Genomic DNA, 21,872 nt, shown 5'->3' on the forward strand with positions numbered 1-21,872 from the left:
CTCGGAATAAAGACAAAGGCCGCGAAGCCTTAGCGTCTGGTTGTCATAGTGTGTTGGCATCGCGTCTCGAAGACAGGCCGATAAAGTTTGCAGAGAATATCCGCCAGCCGCTTTAAGTAAAAGAAGCTGGCGTAAGTTTGTTATTGATCTTTTGCTTTGGTAAAACCACCGTACAAATCCAGTCGGCGATGACGTAAGTTCGTCACTGAGCCTTCCGTATTGAGTTGCTTCAGCTTAGTTAAGTCTACATCTGCGAAAATGATCATTTCGGTATTCGCGCTTGCTTCTGTCAACGTTGCATCGTGTGGGAAATAAATGTCAGAAGGTGAAAATACGGCTGACTGGGCGTATTGAATATCCACGTTGTCGACGCGAGGCAAATTACCTACACTGCCGCCAATCGCCACATAACACTCGTTTTCGATCGCACGAGACTGAGAACAAATTCGTACGCGCTGATAGCCGTTTTTGGTATCCGTCCAAAATGGCACAAATACGATTTGAGCGCCTTGCTCGGCCAACATTCGACCCAATTCCGGGAACTCACTGTCGTAGCAAATCAGAATGCCGACTTTACCTGCATCGGTTTCAAATACCTGAACATTGTCACCCCCGTCGATGACCCAGTCTTTTTGCTCGTGGGGTGTGATGTGAATTTTGTATTGGGCGTTGATCTCGCCGTCGCGCTGGAGCAGGTAGGCGACATTGTAGAGTTTTCCGTCCTCTTCAATTACCGGCATGCTTCCCGCAATGATGTTGATGTTGTAGGTGACCGCCATTTGTGAGAAGCGATTTTTAATTTCTTCTGTGAAGCTGGCGAGAAAACGGATTGCCTCGACGGAGTTTTGATCTTTTTGTAGGCCCATCAGCGGGGCGTTAAAGAACTCAGGGAAGAGCGCAAAGTCAGCTTTGTAATTAGCCAAAGAAGAGATGAAGAATTCCGCTTGATCCAGCAAATCTTCCAAATCGTTCATTGCGCGCATTTGCCATTGCACAACACCAATACGAATCAGCGTTTTTTCGACATCGTGGACAGACTGAATATCCTCTTCGTAGAAAAAATTGTCCCATTCAAGTAGCGTCGCGTAGCCCATGGACGCATCGTCCTCCGGCAGATAACCACGCATAATACGCTTTACATCAAAATCGTTGGCCAGTTGGAATGACAGAATCGGGTCGTGAAGTTCACGTCGCTTAACTTTATCGATGTACTCGGCAACGCTGAGTTCATCCGCGTATTTATGGTAATTAGGAATACGCCCACCGGCTAATATCGCTTTAAAGTTTTTACTGCGACACAACTCTTTACGCGCATCATACAGACGACGTCCTAAGCGCAATCCGCGATAATCTGGATGGACAAACACATCAAGCCCGTACATGGCATCGCCAGTGACTTTGTTTTGAATGACGTTGTTTTCAGTGATGATGTCACTGTAAAGGTGAGGGAGTGAGATTCGATTGTAATCGACTTTCATCGTCAGCGCGGCACCGACAATCTTACCGTTATCTTCAATACAAATTTGCCCATCAGGAAACTGATGAATAAGATCCATGATGGTCAGACGCGGCCACGAGCCTCCAACATCCGGAAATACCAGGTCCATCAATTCCGCGAGCTCTGGGTAGTCCGTAGGCTCAATGGTGCGTAAAGAGAGTTTCGGCGTGTTGCTGTCCATATACTACTTTCCATTTATCCTTTTCAAACAGTATGGATGAGAATGCCATATTTTTAACCATACATACACCCGACCACGGTTAAGGTTATGTAATCACTGCCTTCGCTTTTAGACGTTGTGCATCAATTTACTTTTTAGCCAATCGTAGAACAGCGACACTTTTCTGGTGTTTAAGCGGTAACTTGGAATGACCACATAATAGCCGTACCCGCTTTGCAGGGTCATGTTCTGGATATGCTGAATGTCGCCGCGCTGAATAGAAAATTGCGCCATAAAATCAGGCAACAGTGCCAGACCTTTTTCCATCCTTACGGCTTCACAAGCTAAATAGAAATGCTCAAATCCGACCGAATGATAGGTAATCGGGTTTTCTAGTGCGTGTTCAATCTTGAACTGTTCCCAAAGCTGAGGGCGAGTGGTTTGGGGGATAAACGGATAATCACTTACCGCTTGTTGGCTTTGCAACGGTGGCATGTTGGTACTGCCAACCAGTAGTAAGGTTTCTTCACACAATAAGTAGCTGTAATCATAGTGTGTTGAAAGCGGTAGGCACCTCACGTTGAGATCGCTGTCATTGTTGAGATTCGTGATGGCACCATCACCCGTGCGAATTTTGACTCTTATATTCGGATGTTGCTGGTGGAAGTCGTCAATATTGGGCACGAGCCACAAACTGGCAAAAGAAGGCGTAACATCAACTGTCAACAGCTCCTGTTCCGTATTGAACTGAATAAGGCTCGCAGTGGCATGCTGAATGATCTCCAGCGCTTCCGTTATCTGTGGTAAGTACCGTTTACCTTCAGCGGTGAGTTCCACGCCACTCAGACCACGTTTAATCAATGGTAATCCCACCAGCTGCTCTAACGAGGCGATTTGTTTGCTTACCGCACCTTGCGTCAAACACAGTTCATCTGCGGCTTTGGAAAAGCTTAGGTGGTTAGCGACGGCAATAAAAGCTCTTAATGCTCGGATGGAAGGGTACTCACTGCCTTTTAACATGCCTTCAGGTCCATTGAGAGGTAATTATTCACAGAGTAGAGGATTTGTCTGTTGAAGCAAAGTAACTGAATCAGACATTGGAGTGTCAGTAGAGGTAAATAATGAGGGAGGCTAAAAAGCAAAGGTCTGGATAAATACCAGACCTTGCCCCCTACGCTTCAACGGATGTTGATGGTTTGCTCTCTGTGCCCCTTACATCACCAAGAGCCAACCTTAACACCTTATAGGTTGAATTCTTGCTTCAGGATTTCCATGTTTTCTTTAGTGACACCTTCTGGCTCATAACCTGCTGAGGTACACATCAGGTACAGCTTGGCACCTTTGTTTGCTACATCAATGTAATCAAATGCTTGTAGTACATCTGCGCCAGAAGCGGTCGCACCGTGTTTTTCCCAGATAGCGACATCATGTTCTTGCAGTGACGCGGTTGTGCCATCTGCCATCTCTTCTGAAGAAGGCAGGCAGTACGGAATCATACCGATACCACGAGGTACGAATGCGCGTACTTCTGGCAGCATTTTCCAGCAGGTATGCGTGAACAGTTCGCTGCTCTTAGAGATATCTGGATGATGAGATAAAGCGATCAGCTCTAGTGGGTGAGTGTGAACTACTGATCTGTGGTCAGAGCCTGCTTTGATTTTATCAACCAAGATCTTGATGTGGCTGATGAACTCAGAGGTCGGTGCGAAATCCTCACTCGCTTTACCACCCCAAAGAATTTGGTAGCCGTTAGCTGCTGAGTTGATTTTAAGCACGCAACCCGCGTAGGCAGGATCACGTAATTCACGGATACGCTGACCAGTACCTTTTACGTAGTAAATACGGTTCGCACTTTCGATTGGTAACTGCATTGGTAGTGCTTTTTCTTGCACGTCGACTTGAGGAATTTCATCGAACAGATCAGTCACATCAACAGAGATATTACCACCGTTGCGCTCTGCCCATTCACGTTGCCAAAGGTATTGAGAAACTTCGCTGACTTTCTCGATTTCGAGCATTACTGCATCGTTTAATTGAATCATAGTATTAGCCTCTTATATCTAGTTAACCAAACAAGCCAGATAGTGAATCTGACTTGTTTGTTGTTGAGCGATTTGAATTAACGTGTTTCCAGAATGGTTGCTTCGTAGTCCTTCACGTCATTGATCCAATCAAAGCCAACAGGGACTTCGTTTTGTAGGCAGTGGTAGTTCCATACTGCTGCCCATGGTAGAGAGTGTGTTTCTTCGATTAGACCCAAACGAGTGGTGTAGTCGAATGACTCTTCTGCCGCTTTTAATTGCGCTACTGGTTCTAGCAGGGCTTTTAGCAAAGCTTTTTGCGCGTTACGGGTGCCGATAACCCAAGCAGCGACGCGGTTGATTGATGCATCAAAGAAGTCCAGGCCGATAGCGACGCGGTCGAGCAGGTTGTTACGTACGATTTCACGCATAATCGCCTGAGTTTCATCGTCGAAAGAAACTACGTGGTCTGAGTCCCAGCGTACCGGACGCGTAACGTGCAGTTGCAGGTCGTTTACGTACAGTGAACATGCACTGATTTTGTCACTGATGACTTCTGTTGGGTGGAAGTGGCCCGCATCCAGACATAGAGCCGTACCGCGAGTTGCTGCATAAGCTAAGTAGAACTCGTTGCTACCAACCGTATACGCTTCTGCACCGATGCCGAACAGTTTGCTTTCTACTGCATCTTTATGGAATGCCGTGTCGATTTTCTCAGCCAGAGCTTTATCCAGAGAGTCTTGTAGACGAGCACGTGGAGACAGGCGGTCAACGGGTTGATCTTTCATGCCATCAGGAATCCAGATGTTCATGAATGAAGCCGAGCCAAGCTCACGACCGAAGTATTCAGAAATCTTACGGCTCGCTTTTACGTGGTCGATCCAGAACTGACGGATCTCTTCATTTGGGTGAGACAGCGTCAGGCCGTCATCCGCTTTCGGGTGAGAGAACAGAGTCGGGTTAAAGTCCAGGCCCAGATCTTTTTCTTTTGCCCACTCTACCCAACGTGCAAAGTGTTCAGGTTTGATTTGATCACGTTCTACGTATTCATCAGCGTCGATGTAGATAGCGTGCAGGTTGACACGTTTTTTACCTGGAATTAGCGAGAAGGCTTTTTCCATGTCCGCACGTAGTTGCGCTGGTGTTTTTGCCGCGCCAGGGTAGTTACCTGTTGCTTGGATACCGCCACTTAATGCCGTATCTGGAGATTCAAAACCACGTACATCGTCGCCTTGCCAGCAGTGCATAGAGATTGGCGTTTGGTTAAGTAGTTCTAGTGCGTTGTCTGTATCCACACCGTACTTTTCGAAAACCGCTTTTGCTTGCTCGTAAGCTGAAATGATCTGCTCTTTGCTCATGGTCAGGTACCTTATTTAGTAATTTGTTGGAATTGGGATTTGATTTGTTCCAATCCCTCAATAGGGTTTGCAGTAAAGTTCTTCACATCAGAAGAGGCATCGATAATTTGGCGGCCTTCTTCCAGTGAGGTAATAATGTCGGACGCGATAAATTGGTTAATCACGTTGCCTAATGCGGAGGCTTCTGTCGGTTCGGTCGAAACCTTGATTTGACAGACATCCGCACAAAGTTGGTTAAGGAACTGGTCTTGTGTACCGCCACCGACGATGCGTAATTCAGTAATTGGTTTGCCGGTGACTTCTGATAGCTCAGTCAATACCTTGTCGTAAGCCAGAACTAAGCTGTCGTAGATACAGCGAATGACTTCGGACAGGGTTTCTGGCGCTTCAAGGTCACGTTTTTTAAACCAGTTTTTAATCGCTTGCGTCATGGATGCCGGGTTTAAGAAATCGTTGTCATTTGGGTTCACGATGAACTTAAACGGCTCGGCTTGACGAGCAAGACTGGCAATATCAGGGAAAGTCAGTGATGGGTTTTCTGCTTTAATACGCTGAATCAGCCATAAACCCATGATGTTCTTCAGCACGCGATAACGACCGTCGACACCACCTTCATTAGTCAGGTTGTATTGATAAGCAAGCTCACCTGTGTACGGTTCGAAGCTTTCAATCCCTACCAGAGACCATGTACCTGAGCTCAGGTAAGCCATGGTGTCATGTGCGATTGGCGTTGCTGCCACCGCTGAAGCAGTGTCGTGACTTGCTACAGAACACACAGGGATTTGTACGTCGCCTACATGGTATTGGCCAATAATGCGGTTAGGCATTTTAGGTGGCAGGAACCATTCCATCTTCGCGCCACAAGCATCCAGTAATGGCTTGTTCCAGATCTTATCTTTGCATTCCAGCAATTGGCTGGTGGACGCATTGGTATACTCACAATGCTTAACGCCACTGAGCTTGTAGTTCAGGTAATCTGGAATAAATAGCAACGTATCGATTTCTGAGAACCATTCCGGTTGCTGGTCAGCAATCGCTTTTAACTGGTAAAGTGTGTTGAACGGTAAAAACTGAATCCCAGTTTGCTGATAGATTTGCTCACGGGTAAGTTGACTGTCTTCAAGTAGTTTCTCTAACGTACCTTCAGTTCGTGCATCACGGTAGCTGACGAACTCGCCAAGGTGGCGGCCAAACTTGTCCAGCAAGACAAAATCTACGCCCCAGGTATCAATGCCCAGAGAAGTTATTTCTACACCCGTCGCGAGTACTTTATTGATGCCTACTTTAATCTCTTCCAAGATTGAGTAGAGATCCCAGCACGACTCATTACCATGCATCACTTGCTGGTTTTGAAAACGGTGAAACTCTTCGAGTTCGATTTTTCCGTTGTTCAGATAACCGACCATGACACGTCCACTTGACGCCCCAAGGTCTATTGCAATCACAGCCTTCATCATGATTAACACCTCTTGTTCTTTAGAGGTATTACACCGTTTTTCCGCACTAAATAACTTCAAAAATCCCCCTGAAAAAACGTATTCGATGCGTTTTTCTCAAGAAGCTCTTGCGGTAATTCAAACTTTTGACAACTCGTGCGTGAGGCCAGATAAAACCTGGGTTTAAGTGAAGTGGAGTAGGCGTGTAAAAGGTGTGGTTTTTCTTATTTATTCAAGCTATTTACTGTTTGAAATAACGGGGAGGGCGTAACATTTGGCTGGCTAAAAATAATAAGCCCCGCGAATTGCGGGGCTTGGTTATTAGAGTGTGTCTCAGGCAAGATAGAAAACGGAATCTAACTCAATCGATTGAGGAGAGTTGTCCGGGTTGGTTGCCATAATGTCCTGCATGAAGGACCACCATTTTTGACAGGCTTCTGTTTCGGCAACTTGCTGCCAGTTTTCCTCGTTCTCGATTTCGACATAGCCAAACAGTTGGTTGGTATCTTCATGGAGAAAGATGGAGTAATTGTGACCACCGTGACTTTTTAATACATCCACCAACTCTGGCCAGATCTCGTCATGTCTCTTTTTGTATTCCGCCTTACAGCCTTCATTTAACTGCATGACAAAGGCTTTTCGAATCAGATTTTCCACTAGCTGAGTCTCCTATGCTTTATCACGTAGCGTGATCCAGGTGGTTGCGGTGATAAAGTAAATGATGGTCGGATAAATCGCGAAAGATTTAAAGGATTCGAAGGCGACTTGATAGTCAGCGCCTGCTCCCCACACGTTCAGCGCAGAAATCACGATGGCAGCCAAGGAAGCCAGGGCAACTGCGCCAGATACCTTCTCCAGCATACTGGCTGGTTTCGCTTCTGTTTGCTGTGCTTCTTCGCGTTTCGCTAGCTCCGCATGGTACGTTTCACGCTGTTTTAGCTCTTCTTGGTACTCCGCTTCCTGCTGAGTGTAGTCATCGCCTGCGCCCATTGATTTTGCTAGCATGATGTAGATCGCCATCGATAGCAGGTAAGTTGGGACGAATAGGAAGAACAGGTGCAAGAAGCCTAACTGTTCACAAGTCACGGCGAAGACGACGCCAATTGCCCAAGTGATAAGAGCGGCTTTGTTTAGGTCGTTACCTTGGTATTTTGACCATAGTGGCGTCAGACCAATTTTCTTAAATACCCAATGCTCCGAAACGATGATCGCGCCAACTGGTGCAAGCAATAGGCCCATGTAACCTACAAAGTCTAATAGGCGAGTAAATACAAATGGGAAACAAGCAATAACCGCAGTAACTACACCAACGATAGTCGTGATGTATGCACGCGATTTATTCGGGAAGATACTTTGAATTGCTAAGCCTGCACGATAGATAGTTGGGTTTGATGTTGTCCAGCCTGCGATAATTACAGCAATAATACCCGTTGAACCAAGCACAGCGTACGCGATACCGCCTGCGTCTAAGTTAGACATGCTGGTTTGCATCAGTAGCATGGCACCTGCGCCCATTACACCAGCACAAATCCATGCAATGTAGTGGCCGAAGAACATACCAAATGCTGAGAAGTAACCGTATTTTGCGCTTTTCGCAAAACGTAGCAGCGCCATATCACCCAGAGAACCGTGCATTGCCAGGTTACATACCCAAGCGAAAGCTGCGATCTGCCAGAACGTCATTGATGGTGAGCCATCTGGTGTTTGTCCTGTCCAGATGTATTGATCCGCCAGAGAAAGGAACTGACCAAACCCAGTAAAGGTTTCACCATTGCCAACGTTGCTCAGTGCTGGAAGGGCGACCATGCCACCAGTCACAAAGATAATCAGCAGCCAAGGTGAACAAACCGTTGCGAACTGAGCACATTTTTGAAAACCCAGTACCGCAATGGCGACAACGATAGCACCCACAGCGAGTGCAACTGCAATAAACGCAGCACTATTTGGATACCAGTGAGTTTGCGCTGGAATATCAAATAAAATACGTACTGCAGAGGCTGACACGGTAATCATTGCCCCGCCTAATGCACAGAACAACACGGCGTTGACCACGTTGTAGACTTTGTTAAATCCAGGGCCAGCCACTCTGCGCAGATATTCGTAAACTGTTAATCGAGATTGGGTTGCGATAGGCGCGGTGATCAATGCCCAGGTAAGTACTGCCATTAGGTTACCAACCAGCAGACCCATCAGGATATCAAAGGTACTTGCTCCCCATGCGACAAAAGCGGCACCGATAACAAATTCGGTACCCGCTACGTGTTCGCCGGAATAAGAGCCGAGAAAGTGCCGCCAACCAAGTAGTTTATGTTTGGGCACTCGCTCTTGTTCATATTCATTTAAGGCAGCTTCTGTTTCTTGTGTTTGTGTAGAGGTAATAGTTTCAGACATGATTGTCTCCTTGCTATTCGTAAGCTTTTGTTTCTTATGTCTTTATATTTATTGTTTAAACTTTTATTTTACGTTTCCCTCTGAAATGCTGACGTTCGTAATGTTTGTCATCAGAAGGATTAAGGTCAGCTTACAAACCTGGCAAATTTTAACCTTGGAGAATTAACATAGATAAGAGGGTATTTTGGTGAGTTTTTTAAGGTGAGCAACTTTGCCTTCACACTTTTGAAAATATCAATAAAAGAGTGAGCAAAAGTGAGATGTTAGACTAGGTAAACAGAAGTCTAAGCCTCTACATTTAGCCCGTAGAATAAAGAGGTGTAAAATGATCTATCTTAAATCGAGAGAGTTCTTTATGAACTCAAATAGTCCGGTCACTACCGAGCTTAGAGCTCCTCAGGAACCTTATCCTGAGCATGCGCACTCCTTTGAAGAAATCATTATTGTTTCAGAGGGTTGTGGTACACATGTCATGAATGATGTGCCTATGAATCTGAGCAAAAATTACGTCTGCTTTGTTAAGAAAGAAGACCGTCACTTATTTGATTCCGTCGATGATCTGTATTTGAGTAATATCCTGTTTGAAAAAGAGAAACTCCAAGTTTGCTCGGAGCTTAAGCGATTTATGCCTAGTGAATCAGATAAAGAAACGGGCTGGTTTATTAATCAAAAGACGGCACAGCAAGTGAGTCAACTAATAGATCGATTGCATATTGAGTCTCATATTAATAGTGAAGAGTCGAGAATGATTGCTCAATTCATTTTCCAGCAGATTATTGTTGAGCTTTGGCGAGGAAAAATAAAAGACGTCGATCTGTTAAATAACAATGATAAAGTGATTTATGCCTTATCCCATATTCAACAGCATTACGCTGGAGTGAATGAAATAGAAGAAGTAGCGGATGCCGTTAAGCTTTCATCGCGTCAATTAACAAACAGTATAAAAAAACTGACAGGAATGAACTTTAATCAGTACTTACATTATACGCGAACCAGCAAAGCGTTTTCAGATATTCTATACACTGATCAATCTATTACAGATATTGCTTTTGGGGTTGGGTATCAGGACAGTAATTACTTCTCGACTAAATTCAAGCAAGTTTTTAATCAGACTCCACGAGAAGCACGAATGCGCCATTCCGGTAATTAATCTTTTATCCTAGCCTCTAATTGCCTGAGCTTAATTATAAAATCCGGATGTAAGACAATGAACAAATAAAAAGACCACCCTAGGGTGGTCTTTAGTTTATGTGGGCTAAATAATTGGAGCGGATTGTGATAGCCGGGGTAACTATCAAATGAAAATAGAATTGAGCGTCATTGCCTGACGCTCAGGTATCTTTACTCAAATGAGACACTTGACGGATTTGAACAGTTACCGCTTGATTGGTCACATACTTTATATGTGTACATGCCGAAGGCGTCACTTGTTAATGTATCTGTAAATGAACCATCATTACCAGTTGTAGATACAATCACACCGTTACGGTAAACGTCTACTTTACGTGCTGTAGCGTTTGACCATTCTAGGTTAACTTTCTGACCCTGTTTTGCAGTGTAAGTTGACGTAGCCAGTTCAATGTACGCTGCTGCCTGTTGATCACAGCCATTCGCTAACAAGTATTCGTTAGCATCAGCAACTTTCACAATGCCATAACCGAAGTAGTTATCTCGGCCTGACGCACCTGCATCAAACGCAGTTTGTTTTAGTGCATCACGGATTTGAGTACCAGTACATTCCTGATGATTTGACCAAAGTAACGCAGCCATACCCGCTACGCCAGGTGTCGCCATTGACGTACCGCTCATAAAGCCGTAATCAGAAGTGCTAACCTCAACACCAATAGTCGAAGATGCATGCAATAGAGCACGATCTTTTAGGTCGGTACCCACAGCTGGAATAGAGGTCGTGGTTGCCTCACCCAATGTACCGTTAAGCATGCCATCAACATTGTTTACGACAACGGCACCAATACCACCTGAGTTTTCACAGTTAAGTACTTTTTCATCAAAGGTGATTTCACCACGGTCCATCAAACAAATCTTGCCGTTAGCGTCGGTATCAACCGCGTTGCCTAGCCCCATGTAGTGAACTTCACCTGAAACATCACCCTGACCTGAAAAGGTAAAACTAGAGGAAGCAATGATTTGCTCACCCGCCGCTAAGACTGACGTAGAGGCCATGTTTGCCGGGTAAGTTGAAAGTGTGTTCACGCCGCCTGCTGTGACTTCAACACAGGTAGAATCAATGATTTCCTGGCTGTTTTTGCCTTTCTTGCCGTTGTACACGATGGTACATTCAGGGAACTGAGAAAATGCCGCGATTTGATCGTTATTGTCGTTTGCACCGACCATCATGACTGACTGGTATCCTGCCGGGAATGAAAGAACATCATTACCAGAGTTACCTGCTGCTGCGAGGACTAAACCGCCGTCGTTAGTGAAGGCTTTGAACGCATTCTCTTCTGCCGTTGTTGGCGCACCGCCACCCAAACTCATGTTGATGATATTCGAACCAGCATCCGCACATTTTTCTGCGGCGTACGCCAGATCTGAAGAGTATCCCCAACCATCAGAGTTAAAGACTTTAACGATATGCATTGGTACGCCTGGTGCCATACCAATAATACCAAAGCCGTTGTCTGCCGCACCAATAGTACCAGCTACGTGCGTGCCGTGTGGACCGCCGTTTTCATCCCAGTTACCAGTGCCAGAGTCGTTGTCGCCAGTAATATTTGTCCACTCAAAGTCATTGTTTGAACGGTCTAAGCCCGAGTCAATAACACAAACTTTAATGAAGTCATTAGGCTGTAAAGTGAGTTGATCAGCTTGAGATTGGTATACGGCATATGGTGTTAGCTGAGTTTCACGTGCGTCACCGATGTCATCGCTGTAGCTAAGCAGCTTACGCTTAGCGTCTTCTTCGATAAGTTGGATATGTGGGTTGTTAAGCAGCCCTTTAACGGTTTCTAAGTCTTTGCCAGTGAAGGTAGCGGCAAAAAACTCTTCACCTTCGACATTGATATCTGCACCCAGTTTTTTGGCCAGGTTTTTAACAACGCCTTTATTTGCGCTATCAACTTGAATGATGTAACGGTCATCGGCTGCATGCGCGCTAAAAGATAAACAAATACCCATTGCAATTAGCGACTTATTTAATATTTTCATAATCATCCCTAAAGATTGTAACGTCCAGTTATCCGCTTGATCTTTAATCAAAGCGGCTTGGTGTGTTTCTTCTATTCATTACTCCTTTTCTAAGGAGTAATAAGGTGTCCGTCGAAATTATTTCTTTTGAAAAAGGTGGCTATCAATCTGTTAGCCACCTTGCTATTTCATCGTAAAATTAATCGTTTAGATGCTCACAGCGGCCAAATTCCGCGCCAGAGTTCATCTTGTTAATTAATCCGTTCGGGAAGCCTGTTTTGACAGAAGCACCGTTTTCACAAACGTATACGTGAGACATATCGACATGGAAAGCAACAGAATAACCAGTTACACCACCTGTCATTTTTGCGCCAGAGCCAGAAAGTGACATAGGGTTATCCATGTAGGCGTCTTGAGCTTCTAATACACCTTGTTTTGCGTAGAACTCATCCAGTTTCATCCAGCCTAGGCCTTTGATATAGATTGCACCTGTGAATCCAGTACGGATATCACCAGCACGGCCGATGATTACGTCGCCGTTGTCGCTCATGTCAGCAGGCATTAATCCAGTGTATTTACCAATCGCAGCATGAACCCAATCAATACCTCGCGTTTCACAGAAGTCACTGCCTAGCATGACTAGCGGTACATCTTTACACCATTCTAAGCCGCCAATATCAGTAAATGCTGCATCGCCTTCTTTAGTGTGATCCCACAACAGAACGTTACCTGTTCTCGTTTGTAGTGCTACTTGCTTGCCATCGTGAGAAGAGGTGTACGCGCCCATTGCACCAACAGCGTCATAAAGGTTGATCATTTCACCTTCATTGACCCATGCAACTGCTTTGTAGCCGCCAAGAGCGCCCATTACCACTTCACCGTTACCTGAAACAGCATGTGCACGAGCCCAAGCTGCATTTGACCAGTCAACATTTCTGGTATCTAGTTCGCGCATGCCTTCCTTAGGTGTCCAGATGAACGGCACAACATCACCGGTAAAGTAAGTAGTACAGGTTCCATTACCATCAGCATCTTTATAAGCGGTACCAACTACCGTATTTCCTGATGCATCAATATCCCAACCTGTTGCTGCTGATTTACCTTGCTCACTTGAACCACCACACGCATTGCCCGTAAGGTCACCTAATGGCATTACACCATTTGCATCCGTCCAGATAACTGGTGCATTAATCCCGTTTCTGTCGTGATCTGAGTTGACCAGAAGTTTGTTACCATTCGCGCTCATTTTGGCTGAGCCAGTGCTTAGATAATCAGGAAGAAGCTTAAAGCCTTTACTTTCATCCCAAATAAATGGAGTGCTGCCTGCCATACCTATTGAAGACTTACCATTTTTTGCTAAGTCACTTAGGTGTGCATAAACCACTTGTTTGAAGTCAACACCATCTTGATAGCCGTTAAATACTAAATCCGCGGTTTTGGTTTGGCCTGCTTCCGCAACGATTGGTGTTACGTCACATGGATCATCAGACGCTGGGTTACTGCTTTCGTTGTCGTTCCAGTATTCTGCTACCGATAGGATCTCAGATGTAGCGGTAGGATAAGCACCGCTGTTGATTTCTTCGGTGTAAAGCACATAGCTTTGGCCAGGAGTCAGACCGTTAATTTTAAAGTAGCCATCAGGACCGACTTTACCTTGTGTCAAGTTACCTGACTGTGCTGATACCGCATCAAATAAAGGATCATCGATGTTACGAGCGATGATATTTACACCGCTGTATTCAGTAGAGCCGTCTTTTAAGCGAAGCGTACCTTCAATAGAGCCAAATTGGCTCAAGTACTCTTGAGTAGGGTAAAGGTTAGAGATAGCCACGCGGTCATCAGTGATGTTAACGGTACTTTGTGCTACCGCTCCTGCACCGTGGTGACCGATGAACGGGTACATAGTCTCAATCACTTCTGGGTCGGCGCGGTTAATCTCACCTAAATACCAGTTACCCGTATCATGTGCATGAACTGCTTCTACGTTACAGCCTTTCACACCTGGGAATAATGGTGTAGAAGGGTTACTTCTGTAACCAATATGACCGTTGGTTTGAGAGTGAGATAAGTTAATTGCGTGCCCGATTTCATGAGTGAACACGCCAGCAATTTGGAGACCCGCATTATCGTTGGCGTACACGTTCCAGCCATTGATTACCGCGGTTGCTTCGATAATCACGTTGTTTCCGTCCGCAATCTCAGGGAAGGCGATACCCAGTACTGCTGTTTTAGGAACACCGAACACGTTTTCTAGGATGCTGCCATCTGTATCGTAAAGCATCCAGAAGCCGTAGCCATTCTGCTGAGTATAAAACTGAAGGGCGTTAGATCCATCTACGTCAGCGATACCCGTTTGTTCTTCAATGGTGCCAGCTACATCTGCTTGGAATGTAGAAGTTTTAACATTATTCCATTGACTGAAAGCAAATTGAGTTATTTGCTGTGCTCGCTCAATCGATAAAAATACTGAACCGTCGTAGTCGTAAGTAAAAGCGTCGCCGCCGTCAACATAGACTGGAATAGAGCCATTAGACGTGTCCCATAGGAAAGGAGTCGGGTTACCATCCTCGGTCGTATATAGTGGACCACCTGCTTGAACGGCACCTGCAGAGAGTAGAGCGGCAATCGCAACTGTTAATGTACTGTGTTTCATTATTTCATCTTCCCATTGCTGATCCATTGCTCTGACACTGCTTTACCTAGTAGGCTCATGAAAGCCACTGCGTTGTAAGCACCTTCTGTATTCACCATTTGTTGCTCAGATGGAGCAAGCGCGCCTTCAGCAAACTCTAGGTTTTCGAAAATGCCTTGGTTATCAAACTCGTTTGCTACTTTGCCACCTTGGATGACGAATTTACCGTTAGCCATGCCTGCCGTTGTTTGAAGACCAGTCAGTGATGCTGGTTTATGCATAAATACGACAACGACTTCATCTTGGTTCCAGCGAGGGAAACCCTCTGGCGCTACCGCTAGCATTTGGTTGCCATTTGGCAGAGTGCGAGGCTTTAGTAAGCCAAATTGACGAAACGTGTATTCAGAACCTTCGGCGTGTTTACCTAATGCCGCGTCGCTAACTTTGATAGTAACTTCTGTGTACGGTAAGCCCTGCTCAGAAATACCATCAGTGACGGTTTGAACCTGACCTGAAATAATGCTTTCAGATTCGGCAATGAGTTGCTTAAGGTTTTGCGATTGGAGTTGGGCTGCTTGTGCGATAGGTGCAAACAGCGTAAACGCTGATAGCAGCACAGCCATCTTTGATCTGAGTTTCATTAGTTATCCTTGACTATATATTTTTTAGCAATTTATTCAGGTAGATCCTCTACCATCGAATCAAAATAGCGAATGGTATTAAATTGCGATATCAGGGATTCCCTGATTTTTTAAAAACTACATAACCATGATGGCTTTATTTACAAAGGGATTGTTTGAAGGGTAGATGGGAATATTACGGGCTACATATGCACTGTTATTAGATATATGCTTGTTTTTGAAAGGGATAACCGTTATGGTGAATTTTCCTCTCTTTTTATCTGCTTTTTAAGGCTAGAGCTCTTGCTCAGATTTTACTCTACGCAAGTGTTGACCTTGCTTCCATAAAATAGCGATTACCAATTGAAATTTGAGTGTTATAAATATCTATTTTTCTCCCTATAATTAGTTGGAATTATCAAAAATTATTTATTTCAGGGAATAGTAGTTCTATAAAAATAGATTTATCACTACTTATTGCTGTGACAATAATGGTTCTTCTTCTATTTATTTAAGTTGATGTAAAAAAATAATGGTGTTATTCAAATGTTAATCAATGCATTAAAGGATTAATGCATCACTCTATAGATACATATAATTTGTAAGTGTACTAGCGCACTAGTTTAGTAGAGTGTTAAGTTTTTTGCTAGTAAAATGGTTCTATGAATCGGGGTAAGAGCCACATGGATTGTGTAAGTTTTGAAGATCCAGATAGATGGATACGTTTTCTTAATCAAAAATTACAAAACAGTAAGGAGGAAGAAAGAGCAAGTATATCTAGGGAACTGCATGACGATCTCGGGCAGATATTAACCGCTATTCAAATCAACTTACAATTGCACCGGAAGGAGTGTTGTAATCGTAGTGACCACGTCAATGACTCAATAGAGTTAATTGAAGACATTATAGAGAAAGTTCGCCATAAATCTGCCGAGTTAAGACCCGGTGTTATTAGTGAGCTATGTTTTATTGATGCAATTAAACGTCTTCTTGAAAAAATGTCTATATCTCAAGAGAATAAAATAGATTTTAAATATAGAGATAACTTCCCTGATGTCAGTCAACAATTAAAGGTTGACGTGTTCAGAATAATCCAAGAAGCCGTAAATAATGCAATCCGCCACGCTAAAGCGACAAACATCTTCGTTAATTTAGACTTTGACAGAGAAAAAGTAACAGTATCTATCTCGGATAATGGTAATGGTTTTGAAATAACCAAAATAAAACGCAAAGTAAACACCAACCTACACCTAGGATTGCTGGGAATGGAGGAAAGGGCTGGGCGTCATAACGGAAAAATCCATATCCAATCAGAGCTAAATACTGGAACAAGAATATTGGCGGAATTTAAATATGATCTATAAGAGTAGAGTATTTATTGTTGATGACCATGATATCGTCAGAGCGGGTATATGCAGTATTTTAAACACCTTATCAAGTGTTGAAGTGGTTGGTGAAAGTGGAACGGGGCTCAACTTGATCCCAAATCTGAAAAAGTCTAAACCAGACCTACTTATTCTGGACGTCTCAATTAAGGGGATTAATGGAATAGAGCTGATTAGTATGATCCGAAAGCACAAGATACCGATTAACATCCTTATGCTATCGATGCATAAAAATATTGAGTATGTTGCAAGGTGCTTAAGAAATGGTGCTCAAGGTTATTTACTTAAAGATTCTGCAGTGGAAGAGCTGGAGCTAGCGGTTGGATCCGTTATGAGTGGTGGAAGCTATATCAGCCAAAAAATCGACAAGCCTATGCTGAAGGACTTGCTAGGAAAAACGCAAGATGCAGTACCTTTGGATTTACTGACAAGCAGACAGCGGCAAATACTTCAGTTAATCGTCGAAGGGTATTCCACAAACAAAATAGCTGACGATACATGCATTAGTATCAAAACCGTTGAAACACACAGATCCAACATCATGAAGAAGTTGAATATTAAAGATATTCCAAATCTTGTTCGCTTTGCCATTGAGAACAAACTCTTGGTTCCAACAACGTGAGTACCAGGCTGTGAATCATCCCTCCTAATGCAAAGAGTATGATGTTTTTGGTAATAGGGGGAATGTTAAGAACAACAACGAAAAGGGCGCTACTGAGAGCAACGCTGCCACCCAGTGGATGCAAAGTATTTCGGTAACCCTTTTAGTTCAGTTGGCACAAAACAATAATAAAAAAACAAAAAGGGCGATAACTCTAAGAGTTATCGCCCTTTCCAAACGTTTGGTGGAGCTGGGGGGAGTTGAACCCCCGTCCGAAAACCTTTCATCATTGGTACTACATGCTTAGTCGATCTTTAAATTCACCACCCACCTGCGAACCGACACGCTAATGAATGACTATCCTGAATTATAATTCGCCGTTCATCTCTCAGGCGGGAGAATCCGGGCTAGCTAGTTTGGGTTTGACTCTTTGTAATTCCCCGTCTTACAAGCGGAAGCTAGGGCAAAGAGGCTCTGAGCAGGGTATTAAGCTGCTAGTGCGTAGTTTTCGTCGTTTGCGACTATTTTTTTGCGGTTTGTTAACGAGGCCTACCGCACCTCGGCATGCACCTCAGACTTCTGAATTCCCGTCGAATCCTAAATCAGCCCCAAGGTATTGTTCGCATAGTAACAGAAAAGTATTAGCTGTCCAGCACTATGCGTTTAAGTGGTCAAGATTAACGCAGTGAACTCTTCATTACGCGCGCTTTTTCTCTTGCCCAATCTTTTTCTTTTAAATCCGTACGTTTATCGTGCAGCTTTTTACCTTTTGCTACGCCGATTTTTAGTTTCACCCAAGAGCGAGACCAGTACAGAGAGAGTGCCGTTAACGTCATACCTTCACGGTTAACACGTCCGAGTAGGTTATCAAGTTCGCGACGACTCATGAGTAGTTTACGCACACGAGTAGGGTTCGCCACTACGTGTGTCGATGCCTGATTCAAAGGAGTGATTGTCATGCCACTCACAAAGGCTTCACCGTCACGCATAAATACGTAACTTTCAGAAATATTGGCTTTACCTTGGCGAAGGGCTTTCACTTCCCAACCTTGGAGCTCCATGCCAGCTTCGATTTCATCTTCGATAAAATATTCGTGGCGAGCTTTTTTGTTCAGCGCGATAGTGTTACTACCCGCTTTTTGTTTTGATTTTTTCTTTGCCATAATGGCGTCATTATACGGCCTGGATATCGGTTAGGAAATCCTTTTATTTGCGCAATCGCGGAATAAAAGTAAAATTGGGGCTCGCTTTTCATCTGGACATGTATCGATAGGAGTAAGTATGAAGCAAATCAGCCGTTCTGCGTTGGTGTCGTTTAGTGCAGAGCAGATGTTTGATCTGGTCAATGATGTTGCTAAGTACCCAGAGTTTCTGCCTGGTTGTTCAGGTTCCAGAATCATTGACGCTTCTGGCGATGGTATGGTGGCTTCTGTGGATGTCGCGAAAGCTGGGATCAGTAAAACCTTTACCACGTCTAATGAACTTATTCCTGGTCAGTCCATTATGATGAATCTGGTCGATGGTCCTTTTAAGACGCTACGTGGTGGCTGGTTTTTTACTGCACTAGATGAGCAAGCATGTAAGGTTGAACTTAAGCTTGAATTTGAATTCTCTAGTAAAATGATTGAAATGGCTTTTGGTAAGATTTTTAATGAGTTAACCAGTAACATGGTCAATGCTTTTACAAAACGCGCGAAACAGGTATACGAGTGTTATGAGTATTGAATCAGACATGATTCATGTTGAGGTCGTTTACGCCTTACCGCATGAGCAACGTGTTTTCAATTTAGTTGTGAACAAACACGAAACGGTGGAAGAGATTATTAGTCAATCTGGCGTACTTGAGTTGTACCCTGAGATTGATTTATCGAAGAATAAAGTTGGTGTCTTTAGCCGAAATGTAAAATTGGATGCTACTGTACGCGACAGAGACCGTATAGAGATTTATCGTCCGCTTCTCGCCGATCCCAAAGAGATTCGCCGTAAACGTGCTGAACAAGCTAAAGCCGCAGGTAATGCTGATCCCGTTACAGGTGGCAAGCCTAACGCTATGCGTAAAAGCGATTAACTTGTAAATGCCAAACATTAAAAAACCTCCCAGATGGGAGGTTTTTTTGTATAAAGGTTTTGTTATTGAATTTGCTCGTAAAACGCGTCACTTTTCGGGAAGTCGCCAGCAATATCAGCAAGTGTGCCTTGATCATCAAAATTAACAACAAGGTCTTTTTGCACTGGATCGCCATGGCCCGGAGTATGGTGGTATATGTAATACCATGTGTTTGGATAGCCGTTTTCGATAAGCATTGGTGAGCCAAGTACGAAGCGAACTTGTGCTTTAGTCATCCCAAACTTTAATTTATCTACCGCACTTTGTTCTACATAGTTGCCTTGGTTGATATCAATGCGATAAACCAGTTTTTCTACTACCGAACATCCTGTAAGCAATGTCATTGCTAATGGTACGGCAACTAACCACTTCTTTAATTGCATAATAATTTCTTACTAACCTTTAAAATACTGCGCTGATAATAAACAAGCTCGACGCAGATGTAAAAAGCTATGCGTCGTATGGTAGGGAATCTGACAACGAATTTTGAGTTGAGTTGCATTTATTGGCAGATATTCATTTGTGTCTATTCTGTCAGATAATTTGAATGCAAGACCAAACCAAAGTTCAAAGTGAGTAGAAAGCAAAAAGCCATGGATGTTTTCTCCATGGCTCCAGGGAATGTTTTTTAAGCGGCGATAAGTAGCTCTTTAGCATTTGCAAGGGTCGAGTCGGTGATCTGGCTGCCACCTAGCAGACGGGCTAATTCTGCCACGCGTTGTTGTTCATCCAGAGCGTGCATCTGGGTTTCCGTCTGACCTTTTTTAGTCTGCTTCGCTACAAACATTTGCTGATGTCCACAGCCTGCCACTTGAGGAAGGTGAGTGACACATAGTACCTGAGTTGACTCTCCCAATTTACGCAGCATTTTACCTACTACGGCGGCGGTCGGGCCACTGATACCTACATCGACTTCATCGAAGATGAGGCTTGGAGTATCGACTTTCTGAGCGGTGATAACCTGAATCGCTAACGATATGCGTGATAGCTCACCACCGGACGCGACTTTAGCGATTGGTTGCAGTGGCTGGCCCGGGTTTGTTGAAACTAGGAAACAAACGCTGTCCATACCCAATGGAGAAGGATGGGCATTATCGTTATTGACTGCAATGCTGAACACGGCTTTTTCCATGCTTAGTTCGTGCATGCTTTGGCTAATTAGTTTATTCAGTTCTTTAGCGTAACGACTGCGTGATTTATGTAATTTTTCCGCTGCAGTTAAGAAGCTTTGATACTTTTGTTCCACTTCCTGTGCGAGTTCATCCAATCGTTCATCAGAACAATCTAAGGCTTCTATTTGGGCCAGAAGGTCTTGATGATGCTGGTAAAGTTCCTCTGGCATAACATGATGTTTACGTGCCATAGACATGACTTTGGAGAAACGTTCTTCCACATAAGCCATGCGACCCGGATCGACATCAATGCCGTCAAGGTAGCTGCGGAGTTCGTTTTTGGTTTCTTCCAACTGAATCATGGCTTCTGCCAGCATATTTGGCAGTTCTGCTAATTTTTCATCTAACTCAGCTAATTGAATCAGGGAGTGATTGGCCGATTGCAAAATACCAAGCGCATTGACTTCTTCACCTTCGTAAATAAGTTCGATGGCTTGTTGACAGGTAGCGGCGAGTTCACCGCTATTGGACAGTCGTTTGTGCTCTTGTTCGAGTTCTGCAAATTCTTCTTCACCTAGCGATAACTCATTCAGTTCTTTGATTTGGTATTCAAGCAATTGCTTTTGTGCCTGATTCTGTTGGCTGTTTTCCTTTAGTTGCTTGAGGTTGTTGTCAGCTTGACGCCAGTGCTGATAAGCACTGCGAGTACTTTTTAGTAGATTAAGGTGACCCGCATATTGATCCAGCATGGCCATTTGATGATCACTTTTCATCAACTGGTGGTGGGCGTGTTGACCATGAATATTGATCAGAAGCTGCCCGAGAGATTTGAGTTGTGAAAGTGGTACCGGACTGCCGTTAATGAAGGCTCTTGAACGGCCTTCTTTTGTAATGATGCGACGTAAAATACACTCACTGCCATCGAGCAGATCATTATCTTCTAGCCAACGCGTTGCATGTAAGTTGTTATCCAGTAAAAAAGCGGCACTCACTTCGGTTTTTTCTTCACCTTGTCGAACCATGCCTGCATCAGCACGCCCACCTAAGCAGAGACCGAGCGCATCAATAGCAATAGATTTACCCGCACCTGTCTCACCCGTAATGGTGGTCATGCCCTTAGACAGCTCGAGTTGTAAAGACTTAACAATCGCAAAATTATTAACACTTAGATGAGCCAGCATTTTTATTTACCTGTATAACTGAACAATACTGTATAAGAAAACAGTATATACTGTTTGTTCATACAGTAAAGGTGGTCTTTAAATTTTTTGTTGGTGAAATGGACTTTTGTGATGGATTAGGAAAAACGAGTCTATGAGAGGCAACGACTTATTTAAATTGAAAGAGTTAGGGGGATATTGAATAAAAGGACTTAGGAAGATAGGCGACGGTAATTGGGAGGTT

At 44.1% G+C, this 21,872-nt stretch carries 18 protein-coding genes and 1 other RNA gene; 5 read left to right on the forward strand and 14 right to left on the reverse strand.

The window, feature by feature from the left end; translation table 11 throughout:
- Window positions 1-140 precede the first annotated feature (140 nt).
- From VER99_RS02985 to VER99_RS03015, 7 genes are all read right to left on the reverse strand, one after another.
- Window positions 141-1,679, reverse strand: a complete 1,539-nt coding sequence (locus VER99_RS02985) for a bifunctional GNAT family N-acetyltransferase/carbon-nitrogen hydrolase family protein (protein ID WP_014230963.1) — start codon at window positions 1,677-1,679, stop codon at window positions 141-143.
- Between the two features lie 108 nt (window positions 1,680-1,787).
- Window positions 1,788-2,678: a LysR family transcriptional regulator gene (locus VER99_RS02990; protein WP_020333666.1), complete on the reverse strand. Its 891-nt coding sequence runs from the start codon at window positions 2,676-2,678 to the stop codon at window positions 1,788-1,790.
- A 221-nt stretch (window positions 2,679-2,899) separates the two neighbouring features.
- On the reverse strand, window positions 2,900-3,700 hold the full coding sequence (rhaD, locus tag VER99_RS02995; RefSeq protein WP_020333668.1) for a rhamnulose-1-phosphate aldolase: 801 nt from the start codon (window positions 3,698-3,700) through the stop codon (window positions 2,900-2,902).
- Window positions 3,701-3,777: 77 nt separating this feature from the next.
- Window positions 3,778-5,037, reverse strand: a complete 1,260-nt coding sequence (locus VER99_RS03000) for an L-rhamnose isomerase (RefSeq protein WP_020333670.1) — start codon at window positions 5,035-5,037, stop codon at window positions 3,778-3,780.
- Between the two features lie 11 nt (window positions 5,038-5,048).
- The gene (gene rhaB, locus VER99_RS03005) at window positions 5,049-6,494 is read right to left on the reverse strand and encodes a rhamnulokinase (RefSeq protein ID WP_020333671.1); all 1,446 of its coding nucleotides are present in this window, start codon (window positions 6,492-6,494) and stop codon (window positions 5,049-5,051) included.
- A 312-nt stretch (window positions 6,495-6,806) separates the two neighbouring features.
- Window positions 6,807-7,130, reverse strand: coding sequence for an L-rhamnose mutarotase (rhaM, locus tag VER99_RS03010; protein ID WP_020333672.1), 324 nt, complete (start codon window positions 7,128-7,130; stop codon window positions 6,807-6,809).
- A gap of 12 nt (window positions 7,131-7,142) precedes the next feature.
- Window positions 7,143-8,864, reverse strand: coding sequence for a purine-cytosine permease family protein (locus tag VER99_RS03015; RefSeq protein ID WP_014230969.1), 1,722 nt, complete (start codon window positions 8,862-8,864; stop codon window positions 7,143-7,145).
- A gap of 355 nt (window positions 8,865-9,219) precedes the next feature.
- Between VER99_RS03015 and VER99_RS03020 the strand changes: the two genes are divergently transcribed.
- Window positions 9,220-10,014: a helix-turn-helix domain-containing protein gene (locus VER99_RS03020; RefSeq protein WP_049794657.1), complete on the forward strand. Its 795-nt coding sequence runs from the start codon at window positions 9,220-9,222 to the stop codon at window positions 10,012-10,014.
- 191 nt (window positions 10,015-10,205) lie between these two features.
- Here VER99_RS03020 and VER99_RS03025 read toward each other — a convergent pair whose 3' ends face one another.
- The 3 genes from VER99_RS03025 to VER99_RS03035 all read right to left on the reverse strand — a co-directional run bounded on the left by VER99_RS03025 (window position 10,206) and on the right by VER99_RS03035 (window position 15,284).
- Window positions 10,206-12,032, reverse strand: a complete 1,827-nt coding sequence (locus tag VER99_RS03025; RefSeq protein ID WP_024372693.1) for a S8 family serine peptidase — start codon at window positions 12,030-12,032, stop codon at window positions 10,206-10,208.
- A gap of 178 nt (window positions 12,033-12,210) precedes the next feature.
- Window positions 12,211-14,691, reverse strand: a complete 2,481-nt coding sequence (locus VER99_RS03030) for a zinc metalloprotease (protein ID WP_236699355.1) — start codon at window positions 14,689-14,691, stop codon at window positions 12,211-12,213.
- Window positions 14,664-15,284 (reverse strand): hypothetical protein, encoded by a 621-nt coding sequence (locus VER99_RS03035; RefSeq protein ID WP_020333675.1) that lies wholly within the window; start codon window positions 15,282-15,284, stop codon window positions 14,664-14,666. The genes VER99_RS03030 and VER99_RS03035 overlap by 28 nt, the downstream gene beginning before the upstream one ends.
- A gap of 662 nt (window positions 15,285-15,946) precedes the next feature.
- Between VER99_RS03035 and VER99_RS03040 the strand changes: the two genes are divergently transcribed.
- The gene (locus VER99_RS03040; protein WP_020333676.1) at window positions 15,947-16,627 is read left to right on the forward strand and encodes a sensor histidine kinase; all 681 of its coding nucleotides are present in this window, start codon (window positions 15,947-15,949) and stop codon (window positions 16,625-16,627) included.
- Complete coding sequence (locus VER99_RS03045; protein WP_020333677.1) at window positions 16,617-17,270, forward strand: response regulator; 654 nt, start codon at window positions 16,617-16,619, stop codon at window positions 17,268-17,270. The genes VER99_RS03040 and VER99_RS03045 overlap by 11 nt, the downstream gene beginning before the upstream one ends.
- Before the next feature lie 221 nt (window positions 17,271-17,491).
- Here the strand turns inward: VER99_RS03045 and ssrA are convergent.
- Together ssrA and smpB are read right to left on the reverse strand one after the other, a co-directional pair.
- Window positions 17,492-17,859: a transfer-messenger RNA gene (gene ssrA / locus VER99_RS03050) on the reverse strand.
- A gap of 67 nt (window positions 17,860-17,926) precedes the next feature.
- Window positions 17,927-18,412: an SsrA-binding protein SmpB gene (gene smpB / locus VER99_RS03055; RefSeq protein ID WP_014230976.1), complete on the reverse strand. Its 486-nt coding sequence runs from the start codon at window positions 18,410-18,412 to the stop codon at window positions 17,927-17,929.
- Between the two features lie 118 nt (window positions 18,413-18,530).
- On the opposite strand from smpB, the gene VER99_RS03060 reads away from it, so the two are divergent.
- Both VER99_RS03060 and VER99_RS03065 read left to right on the forward strand, forming a co-directional pair.
- On the forward strand, window positions 18,531-18,974 hold the full coding sequence (locus VER99_RS03060) for an SRPBCC family protein (protein ID WP_014230977.1): 444 nt from the start codon (window positions 18,531-18,533) through the stop codon (window positions 18,972-18,974).
- Window positions 18,964-19,317: an RnfH family protein gene (locus VER99_RS03065; protein WP_014230978.1), complete on the forward strand. Its 354-nt coding sequence runs from the start codon at window positions 18,964-18,966 to the stop codon at window positions 19,315-19,317. The genes VER99_RS03060 and VER99_RS03065 overlap by 11 nt, the downstream gene beginning before the upstream one ends.
- A 62-nt stretch (window positions 19,318-19,379) precedes the next feature.
- Here VER99_RS03065 and bamE read toward each other — a convergent pair whose 3' ends face one another.
- Window positions 19,380-19,739 (reverse strand): outer membrane protein assembly factor BamE, encoded by a 360-nt coding sequence (gene bamE / locus VER99_RS03070; RefSeq protein ID WP_014230979.1) that lies wholly within the window; start codon window positions 19,737-19,739, stop codon window positions 19,380-19,382.
- A 245-nt stretch (window positions 19,740-19,984) separates the two neighbouring features.
- Window positions 19,985-21,649 carry a DNA repair protein RecN gene (gene recN, locus VER99_RS03075; protein WP_014230980.1) on the reverse strand — a complete coding sequence of 555 codons (1,665 nt, stop codon included), beginning with the start codon at window positions 21,647-21,649 and terminating at the stop codon, window positions 19,985-19,987.
- Between the last annotated feature and the right edge of the window lie 223 nt (window positions 21,650-21,872).

The sequence above is a fragment of the Vibrio natriegens NBRC 15636 = ATCC 14048 = DSM 759 genome (assembly GCF_035621455.1).
Classification (GTDB): Bacteria; Pseudomonadota; Gammaproteobacteria; order Enterobacterales; family Vibrionaceae; genus Vibrio; species Vibrio natriegens.